The organism is Faecalibacterium sp. An122, assembly GCF_002160895.1.
Lineage (GTDB): Bacteria > Bacillota > Clostridia > Oscillospirales > Ruminococcaceae > Faecalibacterium.
This window is the reverse complement of sequence record NZ_NFLL01000004.1, coordinates 82507-101064: the sequence shown is the minus strand read 5'-3', so window position 1 is coordinate 101064 and position 18558 is coordinate 82507. Positions and strand designations below refer to the sequence as shown.

Sequence of the window (18558 nt, the reverse complement as noted above, 5' to 3'; positions counted from 1 at the left end):
CGCAGCTTTGCAAGGGCTAATTTCAGAATTTTTTTAATTTTTCCCGTTTTTCTTTTTCCTGGAGCAGGGGCGGGGCGCCGTCGGGGGCCACTTCCAGGGACAGCTGGGCCCGCTTGTCCCGCCGGTAATGGGTGGGGGTCTGGCCGGTGGCGCTCTTGAACATCTTGGTGAAGTAGTTCACATCCAGGATTCCCACCTCCTCGGCCACCACCGCGATCCGGGCGTTGGTGGTCAGCAGGAGCTTGGCCGCCCGCTCCATCCGGCGGCGGCTGATGTAGTCGGTGAGGGTCTGGCCGGTCTCCTGTTTAAAGACGCTGGACAGATAGCTGGGGCTGATGTAGCACTGGGCCGCCAGGCTCTTGAGGGACAGGTCCGAGTCCATATGGAGGTTGACCTGGTTGATGACCTTTTGAATCAGGGGGCTGTACTGGCGCAGGGAGTACTTCTGGACATAGAGGCAGTACTCCTTGACCATCCGGACCCGCAGCCGCTCCCCCTCCTCCAGACTGGTCAGGGCCTCGATCTCGATGGCAAAGCGGGCCGAAATCTGGTCGATGTAATAGGGGTGGACGCTGGCCTGCTCGATGGACTTGCGCAGCAGGCTGTTGAGGATGATGGAAAAGTTTTTGAAGTCCCGCAGCAGGCTGTGAAGCCGCGGCGTCACCTGGAACCGCCGAAAACTCTCATAGGCTCCCAGTGCCGAGGAGGAATCCCCCTTCACCACCGCCTGCAGCATCCGGTTTTCGGCGGCGTAGCGCTCGGCCACCAGCTCGGCGGGCAGTTCCTCGGTGAAAGACGTGTCGCTGAAGCTCTCCAGGCCGGGGCGGAAGTTCAGAGGCATAAACTCCCGCCACTCCTCGGTTTTCAGCTCTCCCTCGGGATAGATCAGGGAGATCACCCCGAATAGGGTGGACTTGATGGCGTTGTCGTCAATCTGCCGGACCCGGTTGTGGTATTCCTGGATGACGTCCTGGGCCTTTTCGTCCAGATAGTTCTTGCACCAGGCGATGGATTCCTTGGACCGGGGCCCCTCCGCCCAGGGGCCGATGCAGTAGAGGGTGTCTTTTTCGTCCGGGGAGAGAAACAGCGCAAACCGCAGCTCAAACACCCCACGGGCAAACACCAGGGTCCGGGCCGGGATCTGGTGGAGCAGCATATCCCCAAAGGCCTTCCAGTCAAACGCCGCATCCAGCGCCCGGCGCAGCCCATAGTCAAAGTTTTCGATCCCTTCAAAGGGCGGCGTCATTTTGGTCAGGCCCAGATTCTGGGCGCTGGTCAGTTTCTCCAGCACGCGGCTGATCTCCACTTTCAAGCAAATCACCTCTTGTTCCCGTTTCGCTCTTTTCCGTTCTTTTCCGCCCATCCCATGGCGCATGTTCCTACAACCGTATTTTAATTATCATATTATATCACAAAATTTTAGTATAGAAAAGAGAGCCCGGTCCCCCTTCCGGGTCCGCCGGGCCTGTGATTTTCCTCTGATATTCACGATTTCTTTGCCAAAACACCGTCAAAATCGGGCACAATGAAAAAATTCTACGGATTCGCCCAAAAATAATCCTTCCCTTTTTCTGTGTATTTATGCGATAATAAAAATACTATGGGACTCGACACCCACGGTCCGCCTGCCGGTTTCACCCGCCGGTCCACCTGCGTCTTTTCTGTTTCTGTAAGGAGGAACGCTTCATGGCAAAAAAAGCATCCGACAACCTTAAATATTACCACAATCCCAACGGCCCCACCATCGGCACGGTGTCCCGCCGCGTCATCGAGAAGGACGGCCTGACCTTTAAGGATATCGACGGCACCGGCGAGGTAACCGCCGTCAACGACTGGCGCCTGTCCCCCGCCGAGCGGGCCGCCGCCTACGTCAAGACCCTGACCGTTCAGGAGAAGATCGCCCAGCTGTTCATTTCGGACTGGCGGATGGGCGCCGAGTGCCCCGCCCCCAGCGCCGACCACAAGGTGATTCCCGATGAGTCGGGCGTCCTGGACGACGCCGAGTTCAACGGCAAGACCATTTTCGGCGAGCAGCACCTGCCCGGCACCACCACCCTGATCAAGGACTGGTTCAACCGCCATCTGATCCTCCGCGCCAACCCCACCCCCTCCTACATGGCCGACTGGCTCAACCAGCTCCACGCCGTGGCCGAGGAGTGCGACCACTTTGTGCCGGTGCAGGTGGTGTCCAACTCCCGCAATGAGAACGGCGAGGTGGTCTTTGGCATGAACGACGCCTCCGGCGTCTTTGCCACCTGGCCCGGCACCATGGGCATTGCCGCCGCCATCCGGGGCGAGGACGGCGACCTGGCCATCATCGACAAGTTTGCGGACTGCATCCGCCGTGAGTGGTCGGCCTGCGGCCTGCGCAAGGGCTATATGTACATGGCCGACTGCGTCAGCGATCCCCGCTGGCAGCGCACCTTCGGCACCTTCGGCGAGGACCCCGTCCTGATCGAGAAGATCTTTGAGCGGCTGATCCCCGGCATCCAGGGCAGCCCCGACGGCGTCACCAAAGACGGCGTCTCCATGACCGTCAAGCACTTCCCCGGCGGCGGCGCCCGCGAGAACGGCTTTGACCCCCACTACGCCGCCGGCCAGTGGAACGTCTACGCCACCGAGGGCTCTCTGCAGAAATACCACATCCCCACCTTCCGCCCCGCCGTCAAGTACCACGCCGCCTCCATCATGCCCTATTACTCCAAGCCGGCTGCCGCCAAGAGCGGCCCCCAGACCGACTGCGAGGGCAATCCCCTGCGGATGGACCCCTACGGCTTCGCCTACAACAAGGTATTCATCGACGGCATCCTGCGGGGCCAGATGGGCTTTGAGGGCTACATCAACTCGGATACCGGCATCACCCACAACATGAAGTGGGGCGTCGAGGCGCTGGACGTGCCCGAGCGGATCGGCTTTGCCGTCACCCAGTCGGGCGTGGACCTGATCAGCGGCCTGTTTGACAACGCCGACGGCCGCGAAGCCTATGAGCGCGCCACCAACGGCTACTACGACACCCACCCGGTTCCCGAGGGATTCAAGAAAGAGGATCTGGTGCTGACCGACGCCAGCCTGGACCGCGCCGTCACCCGCACCCTCACCGAGCTGTTCCAGCAGGGCATGTTCGAGAACCCCTACGCCGACCCCAAGACCGCCGCCGAGGTGGTGGCCAACGAGGCCGACTGGAACGAAGCTTCCCTGGTCCATCGTGAGAGCGTGGTCCTGCTGAAGAACCAGGACCGCACCCTGCCCCTCACCAGCGACAAGCTGTCGGGCAGCAAGATTTACGCCGAGGCCTTTGCCAAGACCGCCGAGGGCGGCGCCGCCGCCACCAAGGCCCTGCGGGAAATGCTGGCCAACTACCACCTGACCGACGACCCCGCCCAGGCCGACTACGCCATCCTGATGGTGAGCCCCTCCTCGGGCGCCTACTTCAACGCCACCCCGGGCTATCTGGAGCTGGACATCTGCGAGGACAAGGAAGTCTGCAACGTGGGCGCCGACGGCAAGCCCCTGGCCGAGACCCATCTGGAGACCACCCTGTCCGGCGCCAAGCGGATTCCCGAGATTGCGGCGGCGGTCCGTGCCCACGGCGGCAAGGTCATCGCCAACATCAACTTCCCCCTGGCCTGGATGGTGGGCAACGTGGAGCCCTACGCCGACGCCCTGACCGCCGGCTTCGACACCTACCCCTCCGCCACCATGGACGTGATCTTCGGCCGGTTTGCACCGGTGGGCCGCCTGCCCATCACCCTGCCCCGGGGCGATGAGGTCCTGGCCGTGAATGCCGACGGCATCTGCGCCAGCCCCAACGACGTGCCCGGCTACGACAAGGACCAGTACATGGCCGACGCCCTCAAGGACGAGAACGGCAAGGCCTACGCCTACCGCGACGCCGCCGGCAACTACTACGAGCTGAACTTCGGCCTGCGCTACTAAGGGCCGTCCACAGGAGGAACACAGGATGCAGAAAAACGTATTGGATACCGACCTCACCGGCAAAGTCGCCGTGGTCACCGGCGCGGGTGGTGTGCTCTGCTCGGACATGGCCAAGGTTCTGGCCCGGGCCGGGGCCAAGGTGGCCCTGCTGAACCGCACCGCCTCCAAGGCCCAGGTCTACGCCGATGAAATCGCCGCCGAGGGCGGCGTGGCCAAGGCCTACCCCTGCAACGTGGTGGACGCAGCCAGCTGCCAGGCCGCCGCGGCCCAGGTGCTGGCCGACTTCGGCCCCTGCGACATCCTGGTCAACGGCGCCGGCGGCAACAACCCCAAGGCCACCACCGACAAGGAATACTATGAGGACGGCGACATCACCGCCGAGAACGTCCGCAGCTTCTTTGACCTGTCCCCCGAGGCGGTGACCGGGGTCTTTGACCTGAACTTCCTGGGCACCATCCTGCCCACCCAGGCCTTTGTGCCCCAGATGCTGGGCCGCTCCGGCTGCTGCATCCTGAACATCTCCAGCATGAACGCCCACATCCCCCTGACCAAAATCCCCGCCTACTCGGGGGCCAAGGCGGCGGTGAGCAACCTGACCGAGTGGCTGGCGGTGCATTTCAGCCGCCAGGGCATCCGGGTAAACGCCATCGCCCCCGGCTTCTTCGCCGCCGGGCAGAACAAGCAGCTCCTCTACAACGAGGACGGCACCCCCACCGCCCGCACCGGCAAGATTCTTGCCGCCACCCCCATGGGCCGCTTCGGCGACAGCGCCGAGCTGGAGGGCGCGCTGCTGTTCCTGGTGAACGACAAGGCCGCCAGCTTCATCACCGGCGTCACCCTGCCGGTGGACGGCGGATTCTCGGCCTACTCCGGCGTATAAAACCCTGCGGGACCCTATTTTTCATCCCCCGCGCCTGGCTTGCCCCGGGCGCGGGGACTTTTTTGCGCCGGTTTTTAAGCATTTTATAAACATTGTCTAAATCCCTCCGTCATGGCACAAAAATTATACGGAACTTTCCCAAAATATTCCTACCGTCTTTTTCCACGGGATGATATACTAAAACCAGTTCAAAGGAATGCACGGCGCCGGCCCGGTCCGCCGCTGTGCCCGACTGTTTCTTGATTTGAAAGGAGCCATGACCCATGCGCACAACCACACTCCTCACCTCTGCCCGCTTCTCCAAGGGCGGCGAGCCCTTTGCCACGGTCGCACTTCCCCACACCTGGAATGCGAAGGACGGCCAGGACGGCGGCAACGACTACTGGCGCGGCGTCGGCACCTATGAGATTGCAATTCCCGACCCCACCGACGGCAAACGTCAGTTCATCGAGTTCAAGGGCGCCAACCATGTGGCCACCGTCTACTGCAACGGCCGCCTGATGGGCGAGCACAAGGGCGGTTTCTCCACCTTCCGCTTTGACCTGACCCCCGCCATGAAGCCCACCGGCAACGTGGTGCGTGTGGACGTGTCCAACGCTGTGTCGGACATCTACCCCCAGACCGCAGACTTCACCTTCTTCGGCGGCCTGTACCGCGAGGTCAGCTTTATTGAGACTTCCCCCGCCCACTTCGACCTGATGAAGGGCGGCACCAGCGCTGTGTTCGTCACCCCCATGGTCTCGGGCACCACCCGTCTGGACCTGTTCCCGGTGGAGGCTGAGGGCTGCACCGTCAGCGTGGACCTGAAGGACGCCGACGGCGCCGTGGTGGCCTCCGGCTCGGCCCCCGCCGAGCCCCACCTGGTCATGACCCTGGCGGTCAAGGCCCCCCACCTGTGGAACGGCATGGCCGATCCCTACTGCTACACCGCCGAGGCATCCATCACCCGCGGCGAGGAAGTGCTGGACACCGTGGCCGTGGACTACGGCTACCGCTCCTTCCACGTGGACCCCAACACCGGCTTCTGGCTCAACGGCAAGAACGTGCCCCTGCACGGCGTCGCCCGCCATCAGGACCGTCTGGACAAGGGCTGGGCCATCAGCCGCGCCGACCACGAGGAGGACATCGCCCTGATTAAGGAAGTGGGCGCCAACACCGTCCGTCTGGCCCACTATCAGCACGACCAGTACTTCTACGACCTGTGCGACCACACCGGTTTCGTGGTCTGGGCCGAGATCCCCTTCATCAGCCGCTTCATCCCCGGCAAGGAGGCCCATGACAACACCATCAGCCAGATGACCGAGCTCATCAGCCAGAACTACAACCATCCCTCCATCTTCTTCTGGGGCATTTCCAACGAAATCCTCATCGGCAAGGACCGCGAGGACCTGCGCCGGAACCTGCGTGAGCTGAATGCCCTGGCCAAGCGGATGGACCCCAGCCGCATGACCACCATGGCCCAGGTTTCCATGACCCCCATGGAGAGCGAGCACAACACCATCACCGACGTGGTCAGCTACAACCACTATTTCGGCTGGTACTTCGGCGAGGCCTCCGACAACGGCCCCTGGCTGGACAAGTTCCACGCCCTGTACCCCGACCGCTGCCTGGGCGTGTCCGAGTACGGCTCGGAGGCCATCACCAAGTGGCACTCCGCCTACCCTGAGAACCACGACTACACCGAGGAGTACGCCTGCGAGTATCACCACGAGATGCTCAAGACCTTCGCCACCCGTCCCTACCTGTGGGCCACCCACCTGTGGAATATGTTCGACTTCGCCGCCGACGGCCGCGACGAGGGCGGCATCCAGGGCCGCAACAACAAGGGCCTGGTGACCTACGACCGCAAGCTCAAGAAGGACGCCTTCTATATCTACCAGGCCTACTGGACCACCGAGCCCATGATGCACGTCTGCGGCGAGCGGTTTGTGGACCGCGCCCCCGGCGAGCGGAACGTCACCGTCTACACCAACTGCCCCACCGTCACCCTGGTGGTGAACGGCGTGGAGGTTGCCACCCTGCCCGCTGAGGATCACGCCGCCGTGTTCAAGGATGTGGCCCTGAACGACGGCCCCAACATCGTCACCGCCAAGTGCGGCGACGTCACCGCCAACACCATCACCCTGAAGGCCGTGGCCGAGCACAACTACGCCTACGACCTGCCCGAGGGCAACGACGCCGCCAACTGGTTTGACGACCCCGCCGCCCGCGCTGCCCGCAAGCCTCTGGATTACCCCGAGGGCTTCTACTCCATCAAGGACCGGGTGGTGGATCTGCTGGCCAACAGCGAGACCGCTGCCGTCATCCATGACGCCATGCAGGTCTTTGCCAAGAGCAGCATGATGAGCATGATGGGCAGCGACAAGGAGGACGATCAGGGCGGCTTCATGGGCACCATGCGCCTGAGCGACATGATGAAGATGGCCAGCAAGTCCTTCTCCTCCGACGTCAAGCGCCAGATCAACGAGGCTCTGACCAAGATCAAGAAGAACTGATTTCCTTCCCTACCTCAATTTTCCTCTCCATTTCATTTTTCCTTTCTTTTCCAATCCTTACGGGAGCGGGCGTACTCTGGCGGGTACGCCCGCTTTCCATTTCCGCCGCAAAACAAAAAGCAATAGCCGAACGCAACCTCTCTGCGCGCCGGCTATTGCTTTTCTTTTGTTTCGGGCCGCCCGCGGCCTTCCTTTCACGCCGCGGGACAGCGGCTCAGCGGTTCTGTTTCGGCTTCATGCCCCAGAATACCGCGTTCATCCCAATCACAATCAGCAGCACCGCCGCCATGGCCACCCAAAACCCCATATTGATCCCCAGCATGGATGTGGTGCCAAAGAGATCCATCCAAATCGTCGTCCATTTCATAGCGAACACCTCCCGGTTTTAAAGCAGTTCCCCACAGTGCCGGACATAGGCCTTTTTGAGGCTGGTTGCCAGGACCATATACAGCAGAATGCAGGGGATGAGATAGGCAAAGTATGCAGCCGGCAGCGCGACAAATCCCAGCGCGGCGCCAAAGGGGGTAAAGGGAATGATGGTCAGCACCGTAATGCCGGTGAGGGTGAGCAGCGTGAGGGGTGCAGATGCCCGTCTCTGGATAAAGGGGAGCTTGGGGGTGCGGATCATGTGGATGACCAGCGTCTGGCTCCACATGGACTCCACAAACCAGCCGGCCTGGAACATGCCGATGTACTTGGCCTGCATCATGGCCAGTTCCATCCCGCTGAAATGGGCCGGCAGGTCATTGAACAGCACCCCGCCCGAGATGAACAGCGGGCAGAACACGAAGTACATGAACAGATAGGTGGTAAAGTCAAAGATGGAGCTGGTGGGTCCAATCCAGAGCATGAAGTTCCCCACGCTGGAGGCGTCCCACTTCCGGGGTTTGGCGATGAACTCCTCGTCCACGTTGTCCCAGGGAATGGCGGTGCAGGACAGGTCATAGATCAGGTTCAGCAGGATCAGATGCAGGCTCATCATGGGCAGGAAGGGCAGCAGGGCCGATGCGGCCAGCACCGAAAACATATTGCCGAAGTTGGACGAGGCGGTCATTTTGATGTACTTGATCATGTTGGCGTAGGTCTTGCGGCCCTCCTGGATGCCTTCCTCCAGCACGTTCAGGTCTTTTTTCAGCAGCACCACGTCGGCGGCTTCCTTGACCGCCTCGGCGGCGGTATCCACCGAGATCCCCACATCCGACTCCACCACCGCCGGCAGGTCGTTCATGCCGTCCCCCAGAAAGCCCACCGTGTGCCCGTTGGCCCGGAGGGTCTGCACCACCTGGACCTTCTGTTTGGGGGACAGCTCGGAAAACACCGCGGTGCGCTCGATGGCCACCGGCCTTTCGTTGTCGGTGAGCTGTTCCAGCTCTTCCCCCGTCAGGTTGCGGGCCGTGTCGATTCCCAGCCGGCGGCAGATGGAAACCGCCACATCCCGGTTGTCCCCCGTCAGCACCCGCACATCCACCTGCAGTTTCTGCAGCCGGCCGATGGCCGCGGCGGCGCTCTGCTTGGGCGCATCAAAAAACGCCAGATATCCCAGCAGAATCAGCCCGTTTTCGTCCTCTCTCGACAGCCGGTCCCGCTGCATCGGCTTATACGCCACCGCCAGGACCTTCATGCCGTCCTCCAGCATGTCGTCCACAATGGCGTGGACGCTGGCGCTGCCCTCGCCTCCCATGCTGCGGCGCTCTCCCTTGTACTCAATCCAGCTGCAGCGGCGGCATACCTCGCGGATGCTGCCCTTCACCAGCAGCAGCTTTTCCTCCCCGCGCCCCACCAGCACGCTGGCAAACCTTCGCTCGTGGTCGAAAGGAAGCTCGTCCAGCTTTTGGTACTGCCCTTCCAGCTCCTGATAATGGATCCGGTGCCCCGGCATTTTCCGGCACCGGACCACGGCCTCGTCCAGATGGTTTTTCACCCCGGTGTGATAAAGGCTGTTCAGATACCCAAAGTCCAGCACCGCCTGGCTCTCGTTGCCCAGGATGTCCATGTAATATTCCAGGGCGATCTGGTCCCCGGTCAATGTTCCGGTCTTGTCCACGCACAGGATATCCATGCTGCCGAAGCCCTGCATGGCGTTGATGTTTTTGACCACCGTCTGCTTTTTGCCCATGGCGGCGCTGCCTTTGGCCAGGCAGGCGTTGATGACCATGGGCAGCATTTCCGGGGTCAGGCCCACCGCCACCGACAGGGCAAACAGAAACGCCGAAATCCAGTCCCCTTTGGTCAGCCCGCAGGCCATGAACACCACCGGGATCAAAACCGCCATAAAGCGGATCAGCACCCACGCGATGGAATTGGCCCCCTGGTCAAAACCGTTTTTCCGGTGGGATTCCGCGGTGGAGAAGCCGCCGTACACGGTATCTTCCCCCACCGCCAGCACAATGCCCTCCCCGGTGCCGCCGGTGACCGACGATCCCATGAAAACCAGGTTGCTGCAGTCGGCATAGGACCGGGCCTGTCCCCGGGGCAGAACGCCGGCGCTTTTTTCCACAATGGCGCTCTCCCCCGTCAGGACCGACTGGGACACAAACAGATCTTTGGCCGCGGTCAGCCGGATATCCGCCGGGACCCGGTCCCCGGCCAGCAGGCGCACCTGATCCCCCACCACCAGTTCCGTTGAGGAGAGCTTGACCCATTGGCCGTCCCGGAGCACCAGCACGGTGGAGGAAACCATCTGGGTCAGATGGTCGGCGATGCGTTTGGCCCGGAGTTCCTGTACAAAGCGGACCACGCCGCTGGTCAGCAGCATCCCCAAAATAATCACCGGCGTGGTGACGTTGCGGCTGAAATTGGACACCAGCACCACGTCGGTCAAAAAGGAGATCACCGCCAGCACAAACAGAATCACCGTGAAGGGATTCACAAAAGCCCGCCGCAGCCGGTAGAAAACCGTGTCGGCGGTGCGCCCCGACAAAACATTTTCTCCGTACCGGGCGCGGCTTTTTTCCACCTGTTCCTCACTGTAGCCCTGCTCGGAAATATGAAACGTCCTGTACAGCGCGCCGATGTCCGCCTGTGCGTCATCCAGCACACGCCGATGGACCATGGAAAGCTTTTTCATCTGTCTCACCTCAATCGGTTTGGTTCGGTCCTGTGTACCGTGTATTATAACATAAAATCCGCGCCGATACTTCGGGGGAAATCTTGCTTTTTTCTTACTTTGCCCGCCGCGGGGCCTGTCTGCGGTTTTCTCCCCCGTCCATGGCGGAAACGCAGAAAACCGGCGCGCCGTCTCTCTGCGAAACAACACGCCGGTTTCTTTTGACGCTTCTGCCTGCCTCCCGCCCCCTCTAGGGGGCGCGAAAGGCCCGCCGGGAATTAACGCTCTTCCCTCATGGCGTCAAACATATCCTTGATTTCGTCGATGCTGTACCCCTGGGACCGCATCTGCCGGGCAAAGGTCAGGTAATCCATGCCGCCCGCGGTGCCCGAAGCGGAGGACCCGCCGCTGGAGCCCGAACCGCTCTTGCTGCCCGAGCCGGAACTGCCCGAGCTGCCCGAACCCGAGGCCTTGGAGGCCGCCCGCATGCTGGCGGCGGCCGCTTCCTGCTGGGCCTGGGTGCGCTTGAGCTCCCATTCGCCCTGGGCGATGGCCAGCTTCTGGCTGGTGACGTCGTTGTCAAACTGCTGCTGGGCCAGGGCATCCTGATACTTCTGGGCGGCGGTCTGGTCCTCATAGGACTGCTGGGCCAGACTGTCCTGGCGGAGCTGTTCCTGCATCTGCTGGTTCCATGCCGCGTCGGCCCGGTCGGCCTCGTAGTCCCGGCTGTCGGCGTACATGCTGTAGCCCGCCTGGGCCAGATTGCTGAACAGGGAACCCAGGCCGGTGGTACCGCTGATGGCCAGCTGGGCCACGTTGCCCAGCAGGCCCAGCACGCTCATGACGTTGTTGAAGGTCTGCTGGCGGCGGCTGGCCTCCGCCTCTTCCTCCTGGGTGTAGTAGCCGTACAGGTCGTTCAGGTTGGCCAGGTAGTTGGTGTACTGGGCGTAGTCCTGGGCATAGGCACTCTCGTAGGCGTCCTGTTTCTGTTCCAGCTGGGTGTAGTAGTCGTCCAGCTGACGGTAGTACAGATCCTGGGCGTTCTGCTCCTGGGTGTTCAGGGCGCTGATCTGGTTCATCAGCATATCCCCTTCGCTGGTGTAGCTGTCCAGGGCCAGATTGTACAGGGTGGGAATCACGCTGTTCAGCCCGTTCATCTGCTGCTGATAGGCCTGCTGGGCCGCGCTGGTGGCGTAGCTGGAACCATAGCCGCCGGTCAGGGAGGCGGCCTGGGCGGCCGCGTCGGTGCTGGCGTTGTGGGCGTTCTGGCGGTAGGTCTGGGCGTACTGCCGGTACAGCGGGTCGGAGGCGTAGTTATAGGAGAAACTCTCCTGGGACATGGCCTTGTCCAGCAGACTGTTGATCTGGTCCTGGTACTGGCTCTGGTAGGCGCCGGGCCGGCTGGCCTGCCACTGTTCCAGGGCGCTGGCCGCGTTGTTCACCGCCTCCCCCGGCTTGTACTGGGCCGAGGCCAGCGCCTGCTGCACGTCGCTTTTGCTGTTGAGGCCCTGGGTGCTGTAGGGGTCATTTTTGCGATTGGTTGCCATCTGGCTCCCCCTTTCTCACTGCCCGTTCCCCTGGAGCTGGCTTCGCAGCCCCTCCGAGAGGTTATCGGTGTCGATATTGGTCAAAACATACTGTAACTGTTCCTGCATCTGATAGAGGTAGTTGCGGATCACCCGCGCATCCTCCGGGTTCATGCTGTCGCTCAGCCGGGGCAGGCCCAGCTTGCTCAGCCCTGCAATGCTTGCCATAGGCTAAAAGCTCCTTTCGTTTACAGTCCGCCCCGGGCGGCAGCCATGGTGCGGCTGACGCTGCGCAGGGTCAGCTGTCCGGTGCCGGTCAGCTGAAGGCGGAGGGTGTCGTGGCGGCGGGGAACAAGGGGGATGCACAGCTTTTCCTTTTCATCCCGGGTGCGGGCGGCGGCCAGCTTTTCCCATGGTCCGCCGTCGCAGCTGGCCCATACTTCCAGCCAGGTCCCCGGCTGGGCGTCCAGCCGCAGGGTCAGCCGGGAGAGGTACTTGTCCTCGCTGTCGTCCAGGCCGATGTCCCCCGTCACCATCTGGAAGGGGATGCCGGTTTCCGCCTGGCCCTCCCCTTCGGCGGTCATGACGGCGTCCTCGTCCCGGGCCGGGCCCGCCGCCCAGAGGGCCGCGCCGTCCCAGAGATAGAGCTGCCGCCCGCTGGACATCATGTCCAGGGTGCCGGAGGCCCCGGGGTCCTCCTGATGCCACAGGCCCCGCTCGGTGTCGTACACCAGCAGCCGGCCTCCCTGGTCGGTGCCCAGCCAGAGGTAATACCGCCCGTCCAGCCATCCGCCGGCGGCCTGCCGGACGGCGGCCAGACCCTCCGGGTCCAGCACGCCGGATACCTTCACCGGCAGACTGCCGTCCCAGGCCATCACCCCCTCGGGGGAGAGATAGTACAGGGTTTCGTTGATGACGCAGAGGCTCCCGGCGGCGTTCTTGGCCACGCCGCGGCACCGCAGGGAACTGAGCTGAAAGTCGGAGGGCTTGGTGCCGCAGAGCTTGTGGAGGGTGTTCTCCTTGAAAAACAGCACATACCCCATGCAGGTGGCCGCGCCGGTAAACCGTCCGTCGCTGCCCACCGTCACCGCATAGCTGTCGGCGGCGGTATTCCGGTAGGAGAACCAGTTGGTGGGGTCTCCCAGCTTGCAGGAGTAGATCACATTTTCCCCGCTGGAACAGCCCCAGACCCGGTTGTCGCACTCGGTCAGATAGTCCATGTCGGGCACCCGGCGGGTGCACTGGATGGGGGTTTCCACCGTATAGGACAGGGTGTTTTTGCCGTCCAGGCTGGTCCATGTGGCCTCTTTGCCGGTCTGCAGCACCCGCCCGTAGAAGTGTTCGCCTCCCGGCGTCACCGGAACCATCAGCCAGTCGTCGCTGACGTCGTAGAGGATTTTCTCCCCGTCCAGATCGTCGCACACCCCGGCGGCCGAGGCGGCGGTGCCCTCCACCGTGACGGTGTCCCACACCGCAAAGTTTTTTCCGATCCCCTCGGCGTTGATCTTGCAGTAGTCCAGGGTCACCGAAGTCCACCGCTCCAGCGAGCTGCTGTAGACTTCCAGCACCCCGTCGGCGTTCCAGGGGCTGGACTGGCTCACCACTTTCAGGAACACCTCCCCGTCCTCGGGGCTTTCGGGCTCGGCCAGCCCCCAGCTCTGGACGGTGTAGGTGTTGCCCTCGGCGTCGCAGGGGGTCATCTCGATGGAGGCGCCCCCGCCGCCCCAGGAAGCCCCCAGGGGCTTGAGGGTGCCGTCGGCGGTGTCAAAGGTTTTCTTGTCGGGGAAAATCAGCACCTGGGTGCCGATGCCCACCAGAATCTTTTTCCCCTCCTCCAGCACGCCGCTGAGGTTCACCGGCTCGTCCCCGCTGTCGGGGGTGTAGGTCAGCCCGCCCTTGCGGATGAGGAGAAAGCCGTTCAGATGGTACATCCCGTCCACGCTGTCCAGCTCCCGCAGCCGGCGGCGGGGGGTCCGTGTGGACAGGGCCGGGAAATCCCGGCTGGAAAAATTCTTCCCCGCCGCATACTCCGCCTCGGTGCAGCCGAAGGTCTCGTTCAGACCCCCGAACACCCGCATCTGCTGGCGGCTGTTTTTGAGGGAGGGCAATTCAGGCAGGTACATACTGCTCCCCCCTTTACCACCGCACCGAGCGGGGCGCGGGCCGGAAACTGCGCCGCAGCCAGACCGCAAACTCGCTCAGCACCGCATTGCAGCGGGACATCTCGCCGCTGTAGCGGTCGTTCTCCCCCAGGGCTGCGTCCACCATGGCGGACAGATAGTGGGGGTACATCCCGTCAAAGGGGAACGGAACCAGCAGTTCCGCGCTGTCCGCCAGCCCGTCGGTCCAGAGCAGGTCTGCCCCCACCCCGTCGAATCCGTCTGCGCCGGCGGGTTCCAAAAGCCGGGTGCGGATTTCCCCGTCCTCTCTGCGCAGCCATTCCTTCATGGTTTCTTCGCCGATCTCACAGCCCGGGCGCAGCGCCCTGGCCTGGTTGATGGCCTCGCCTGCCGTCATCTGCAAGCCTCCTTTCTTTGAAAAAGAGCCCGGCACACCGGTCTGTGGCTGTGCCGGGCTGATTCAGTTTACTTTCCTGCCGCGTCCTCGGCCGCCGCAATGCGGGCGGCGGTCAGATCGTCCTGGCGCTGGCTGTGTTCCAGCACCTCGGCCACCGCCCGGGGCACCTCCACTTCCACGCCCCGGCGAATCTTGTAGTTGACGCCGTTGACGCTGACGAACAGGTCGCCCTTGTAGCGGCCGTTGTCCTTAAACAGGCGGATGCGGACCTTGTCCTCTGCCATAGGTCATTTCTCCTTTCTGCCGTTTTGGCTCAGTTGGCGGCTGCCGAAGCCGAATAGCTGGACAGGCTCTCGATACGGACCATGTACTGTTCCACCAGACGCTCGGCGGCGCGCATGCCCTTCCAGCCCACCGAAGCGCGCTGGTTCAGGGGGTCGTCGCCATAGCCCAGCTGCTTGACGATGTGCTCCAGGCCGCCGCCCTCCAGCTCGGTGACGCCGTAGGCGTGGGCGCCCAGCACCAGGGTGCCGAACACGGCGTAATGGTCGCCGCCGTTGGCGGGGCAGGTCTCGTCCTTCCAGATCTTGGCCTCGCTGGTCTCGATGAAGCGGATGTTGCCCAGCTTGCCGATCTCGCCGCGGTACATGGCCTCGGGGTCGGCGTACTTGTGGACTTCGATCCACTCCTTGCTGGTCTTGAGGTCGTAGGCGGCGTAGGGATGGATGATGGCCACATAGCTGTCGCCCAGGGTGTCGGCGTTCATGGCGCCCAGCTGGGCGGCTGCCTGGAAGAACAGCTTGGGGGTCAGCTTGCAGTCCAGGGTCAGGGCGGAACGGCTGCTGACGGGGGTCTCGGTGCCGTCCTCGGCCACCTTGGGCGCATAGATGACGTTGGTGCCGCCGGCCAGAACGTCACGGGTCAGGGTGTCCAGAGTGCGGCCCGCCTGGCTGGCCAGAATGCGGGTGGCCTGCACCACGTTGTTGTCGATGGCGGTCATCTGCAGCACGTCGGTCAGGGGGGTCCAGCCGCCGTACTGGTGCAGATCGCTCTTGATGGTGGAGACGGTCAGGCTCTGGCCGTCGGGGGTGACGCCCTCAGTCAGAGGGGTGGTAGCCTTGGGCAGGCTGTCGTACTTGCGGAACTCGATGGTCTTGCCGCCGCCCACCGGCATGGGGTAGTAGTCGGCGAACTGGTCGTGAACCAGCCGGGGCTCGGCCTGGTCGATCAGACGCTTCTCATAGAAGGTCTTCATCTCGGCGGTCATGCCCGAGGCGGAGGTGGTGTTCTGCAGCTGGCTGGATGCGTCGGCAAAGAACTGCAGGTCAAAGCGGATTTCGTTCTGATTCATAAAGTCGTCCTTTCTTTATCGTGCCATGCCGGCCGAAGCCGGCGCGTATCCTGAAACTTACAGCCGGATCTTGGCCCCGTGGAGGGCTTCCCGCTCGATGGCCTCCCGCTGGGCCCGACTCATCCGGCTCACGTCGGGGGCGGTGGTGACGGCGGCCTTGCTGTGGATGCCGTTTTCGGCGGGGCGTGCGCCTCGCTCCTGGACCCGGTTCACCACCCCCTGTTCCACGGTGCGGGCGGTACCGGCCATCAGCTGGTCATAAAAGGCCGCATGGTAGGCCTCCTGCATCCGCATCCCGGGCATCCGCATCATCCGGCGCATGGCGGGACTTTTCAGCGCCTCACGGAACGAGAACTTGGGGTCGCCCCGGCGCAGCTCGGCCTCCTCCCGGGCCCACTGGCGGTGAAGCGCCCGGATGAACCGGCCCACCTCGCCAATGCCCATCATGGGCTCCCGGCGGGGCTGTTCCTGGGGCCGCAGAGGGGCTGCGTCCTTGGGCGGGGCCGGGGGTTCCTGGGTTTCCTCCGCCTTTTTGCGGCGGCCCATGGTCCCCTCCGCCATAGCCTGGCGCTGCTGCTCCCGGCTGAGGGCGGGGCCCTTTTTGTCCTTCTTGGCGAAGAGCTGCAGGTCGATCATCCCCTCCTCGCCCCGGCTGCTGGTGTCGGCAAACCGCAGGTTGTCGGGGTACCGCTCGGCCAGCAGGGCAAAGCCCGCCTTGGCCAGGTCAAACCCGCCGGCCATCCGCTGATTTTCCCGGGCGTCGGGGCCGGGCTGGGCGGTAATCACCACCCGGGGCCCCTCGGGGCCGTCGGACGCGGTACAGGCAGCCTGCTCGGCCTCCGCCGTCATCCAGACCAGGGCCTGCGTCAGAATGCTGGCCCCGGCGCAGACAATGTCCTGGCCGGCGGGGGCGTAGCCGGCGTGCCCCTTGACCTCCAGCCGCCGGGTCACCCCGGCGGGGCCGTCCAGCTCGCTGTAAATTGCTTGGATCATCCGTTGTTACCTCCTTGTGTTGGTGTTCATGGCCCGGGCTGCGGCGGCTGTGGGGCTGGGGCTCTGGGCCGCCCTGACCGTCCGGGCGCCGGCGGCCTTCTGCCGGCCGGCCGACCGGACCATTCCGGCGGCCTGGGTCAGCCGGGCCAGCTGCTGCTGGGCCATCTGCAGCTGACGGGCCATGGTGCCGTTCTGCCGCACCCGCTGGCGGACTTTCTCAATCCCTTCAAAGTCCATCATTTCCAGGGCGGCCAGAGCGGCGTCGGCGTTGGCCGGGTTGAAAAAGCCCAGCTGGTAGCACTCCTTGGCGGTCTCGTTCTGGGTCAGGCGGCTGAAGGTGGACTTTTTGGCCGCCGAGATGGTGATATCAAACACCGGCTCCCGGCTGCCCAGCTCCACGCCGCCCACGCTGGCGGCCGGCACGGCCCGCAGCGCTGCGCCGCTGAACGGGACAAAGACGTTCTGTCCCTTCTCCCCCGTAATGCGAAAGACCCGTTCCTCGTCGTAGAACTGCCGCATCAGGTCGATGACCAGATAGCACTCCTTGGCAAACGCCCGGTACGCGCTCTTGAGCATATCCCGGGACAGTTTGCTGCCGGCCTCCTGCAGGGCCGCAATGGCCGAAGCCGCCGTCACGCCGCCCGAGGTTCCGCCCTGGCTGATGTCCCGGTTGCCGCTGATTTCCTTCAGCTCGTCCACCCGGCTGTTGCGGTAGGTGATGGAGCTGGACTGCAGCCCCGCGGTCTGAAGCTGATGAAAGGTGTCGTCGTTGAGCCGGCCGGTCACATGGATGATGTCCCGGCCAAAGTCGGCCAGCTCTTCTTCGTTGACCCCGGCGGAATCGCTGAGGACATACCGCTGTTTGGACGCCAGCAGGACGTTTTCGTCCATGGCCTGGTTCATCTTGTCGATGGAATTCTGGCAGTCCTTCATGATGTCGATGTACCCGAAGCCCGCCGGGCTGTCCTCCTCCTGAAACAGCACGTCAAAGACAAAGGGGTACTTGCCGTGGTCGTAGAAGCCTTTCTCGGCCAGACGGGGGTCGTTTTCGCTGGCATAGAGAACGATCCCGTTGCAGAACTTGCAGTAGTGGACCAGTTCCTTGCCGCCGGGGCCCGGCTTTTTGTAGTACCAGTCCACCACCACGCTCTTGTCGGTGGTGTCGATGCTGTCGTCGTGGATGTACCGGGCCGCATCGATGGTGCCGCCGGTGCGGCCCCGCAGCTGGGGCCAGCGGGCGGCCAGCTGGTCCGAATCCTCCAGGCTCAGGCTGAAAAAGTGGGGGCTGTCCTGGATGTCCATAATGCCCGGCTCCCAGTAGAGCATCAGCAGGTTCATGGACCGGATGGCGATTTCGCCCATGCCGCCCCGGGCGGTGGGGTCCCAGAAGATGCCCTTGACGCCGGTGCCCTGCTTGAGCTTGCGCCACCAGCTGTCCGAATAGACCTGCTCGTAGTCGGCCTGTTCCAGCACCACCGGCAGAATGCTGGACAGCATCCGGGCGGTGTTTTCGTCGTCGGCGGCCCGGGGCAGGACGTTGGGCTCGGGGTAGTTGTCCATGGCGTCGGCGTGCTTGCTGGCGATGGAGTTGAACAGCCACCCGCTGGAGGGCTGGGGCTTGCCCTCCATCATCCGGTTTTTGTACTGCTTCCAGTGGGCCATCCGGAACCACAGCTCGTTGTCGATGAGACGCCGGTCCAGCGCCGCCTTGCCGGCCTTGTACTTGTGCAGAATGCGCTCTGCCTCGGCGGCCTGTTCCGGCCCGATGGGCGGTGCGGCCTGGATCTGAATTTCCTGTTCGTGCATGGTTTCAC

Annotated in this window: 14 protein-coding genes; 3 read left to right on the top strand and 11 right to left on the bottom strand. The window is 63.4% G+C overall.

Annotated features, from left to right (window positions below):
• Positions 1 to 22 precede the first annotated feature (22 nt).
• Complete coding sequence (locus tag B5E67_RS04765) at positions 23 to 1306, bottom strand: helix-turn-helix domain-containing protein (RefSeq protein WP_242956788.1); 1284 nt, start codon at positions 1304 to 1306, stop codon at positions 23 to 25.
• 380 nt (positions 1307 to 1686) lie between these two features.
• Between B5E67_RS04765 and B5E67_RS04760 the strand changes: the two genes are divergently transcribed.
• The 3 genes from B5E67_RS04760 to B5E67_RS04750 all read left to right on the top strand — a co-directional run bounded on the left by B5E67_RS04760 (position 1687) and on the right by B5E67_RS04750 (position 7311).
• The gene (locus B5E67_RS04760; protein ID WP_087383339.1) at positions 1687 to 3936 is read left to right on the top strand and encodes a glycoside hydrolase family 3 N-terminal domain-containing protein; all 2250 of its coding nucleotides are present in this window, start codon (positions 1687 to 1689) and stop codon (positions 3934 to 3936) included.
• Between the two features lie 25 nt (positions 3937 to 3961).
• Complete coding sequence (locus B5E67_RS04755; RefSeq protein WP_087383336.1) at positions 3962 to 4816, top strand: SDR family oxidoreductase; 855 nt, start codon at positions 3962 to 3964, stop codon at positions 4814 to 4816.
• Positions 4817 to 5079: 263 nt separating this feature from the next.
• The gene (locus tag B5E67_RS04750) at positions 5080 to 7311 is read left to right on the top strand and encodes a glycoside hydrolase family 2 TIM barrel-domain containing protein (RefSeq protein WP_087383333.1); all 2232 of its coding nucleotides are present in this window, start codon (positions 5080 to 5082) and stop codon (positions 7309 to 7311) included.
• 214 nt (positions 7312 to 7525) lie between these two features.
• On the opposite strand, the gene B5E67_RS15700 is transcribed toward B5E67_RS04750, so the two are convergent.
• From B5E67_RS15700 to B5E67_RS04700, 10 genes are all read right to left on the bottom strand, one after another.
• On the bottom strand, positions 7526 to 7678 hold the full coding sequence (locus B5E67_RS15700; protein ID WP_087383330.1) for a hypothetical protein: 153 nt from the start codon (positions 7676 to 7678) through the stop codon (positions 7526 to 7528).
• Between the two features lie 18 nt (positions 7679 to 7696).
• Positions 7697 to 10378 (bottom strand): magnesium-translocating P-type ATPase, encoded by a 2682-nt coding sequence (gene mgtA, locus B5E67_RS04740; protein WP_087383328.1) that lies wholly within the window; start codon positions 10376 to 10378, stop codon positions 7697 to 7699.
• Positions 10379 to 10635: 257 nt separating this feature from the next.
• Complete coding sequence (locus tag B5E67_RS04735; RefSeq protein WP_087364144.1) at positions 10636 to 11904, bottom strand: cell envelope biogenesis protein TolA; 1269 nt, start codon at positions 11902 to 11904, stop codon at positions 10636 to 10638.
• A 15-nt stretch (positions 11905 to 11919) separates the two neighbouring features.
• On the bottom strand, positions 11920 to 12111 hold the full coding sequence (locus tag B5E67_RS04730) for a hypothetical protein (RefSeq protein WP_087248046.1): 192 nt from the start codon (positions 12109 to 12111) through the stop codon (positions 11920 to 11922).
• A 20-nt stretch (positions 12112 to 12131) separates the two neighbouring features.
• Positions 12132 to 14006, bottom strand: coding sequence for a hypothetical protein (locus B5E67_RS04725; RefSeq protein ID WP_087383325.1), 1875 nt, complete (start codon positions 14004 to 14006; stop codon positions 12132 to 12134).
• A 13-nt stretch (positions 14007 to 14019) separates the two neighbouring features.
• The gene (locus B5E67_RS04720; protein ID WP_087383322.1) at positions 14020 to 14400 is read right to left on the bottom strand and encodes a hypothetical protein; all 381 of its coding nucleotides are present in this window, start codon (positions 14398 to 14400) and stop codon (positions 14020 to 14022) included.
• Positions 14401 to 14468: 68 nt separating this feature from the next.
• The gene (locus B5E67_RS04715) at positions 14469 to 14684 is read right to left on the bottom strand and encodes a hypothetical protein (RefSeq protein WP_087364138.1); all 216 of its coding nucleotides are present in this window, start codon (positions 14682 to 14684) and stop codon (positions 14469 to 14471) included.
• Between the two features lie 29 nt (positions 14685 to 14713).
• Positions 14714 to 15751, bottom strand: coding sequence for a N4-gp56 family major capsid protein (locus B5E67_RS04710; RefSeq protein WP_087248054.1), 1038 nt, complete (start codon positions 15749 to 15751; stop codon positions 14714 to 14716).
• A gap of 57 nt (positions 15752 to 15808) precedes the next feature.
• A complete protein-coding gene (locus B5E67_RS04705; RefSeq protein ID WP_087383318.1) occupies positions 15809 to 16744 on the bottom strand; it encodes a ribosomal-processing cysteine protease Prp in 936 nt (311 codons plus the stop codon).
• Positions 16745 to 16750: 6 nt separating this feature from the next.
• Positions 16751 to 18550, bottom strand: a complete 1800-nt coding sequence (locus tag B5E67_RS04700) for a hypothetical protein (protein WP_087383315.1) — start codon at positions 18548 to 18550, stop codon at positions 16751 to 16753.
• Positions 18551 to 18558 lie beyond the last annotated feature (8 nt).

Excerpts from the sequence above, each read along its gene's own strand:
- B5E67_RS04760 (WP_087383339.1), top strand. The coding sequence starts at position 1,687 with ATGGCAAAAAAAGCATCCGACAACCTTAAATATTACCACAATCCCAAC.
- mgtA (WP_087383328.1), bottom strand. The coding sequence starts at position 10,378 with ATGAAAAAGCTTTCCATGGTCCATCGGCGTGTGCTGGATGACGCACAG.
- B5E67_RS04705 (WP_087383318.1), bottom strand. The coding sequence starts at position 16,744 with ATGATCCAAGCAATTTACAGCGAGCTGGACGGCCCCGCCGGGGTGACC.
- B5E67_RS04720 (WP_087383322.1), bottom strand. The coding sequence starts at position 14,400 with ATGACGGCAGGCGAGGCCATCAACCAGGCCAGGGCGCTGCGCCCGGGC.
- B5E67_RS04700 (WP_087383315.1), bottom strand. The coding sequence starts at position 18,550 with ATGCACGAACAGGAAATTCAGATCCAGGCCGCACCGCCCATCGGGCCG.
- B5E67_RS04735 (WP_087364144.1), bottom strand. The coding sequence starts at position 11,904 with ATGGCAACCAATCGCAAAAATGACCCCTACAGCACCCAGGGCCTCAAC.
- B5E67_RS04755 (WP_087383336.1), top strand. The coding sequence starts at position 3,962 with ATGCAGAAAAACGTATTGGATACCGACCTCACCGGCAAAGTCGCCGTG.
- B5E67_RS04725 (WP_087383325.1), bottom strand. The coding sequence starts at position 14,006 with ATGTACCTGCCTGAATTGCCCTCCCTCAAAAACAGCCGCCAGCAGATG.
- B5E67_RS04750 (WP_087383333.1), top strand. The coding sequence starts at position 5,080 with ATGCGCACAACCACACTCCTCACCTCTGCCCGCTTCTCCAAGGGCGGC.
- B5E67_RS04710 (WP_087248054.1), bottom strand. The coding sequence starts at position 15,751 with ATGAATCAGAACGAAATCCGCTTTGACCTGCAGTTCTTTGCCGACGCA.
- B5E67_RS15700 (WP_087383330.1), bottom strand. The coding sequence starts at position 7,678 with ATGAAATGGACGACGATTTGGATGGATCTCTTTGGCACCACATCCATG.
- B5E67_RS04730 (WP_087248046.1), bottom strand. The coding sequence starts at position 12,111 with ATGGCAAGCATTGCAGGGCTGAGCAAGCTGGGCCTGCCCCGGCTGAGC.
- B5E67_RS04715 (WP_087364138.1), bottom strand. The coding sequence starts at position 14,684 with ATGGCAGAGGACAAGGTCCGCATCCGCCTGTTTAAGGACAACGGCCGC.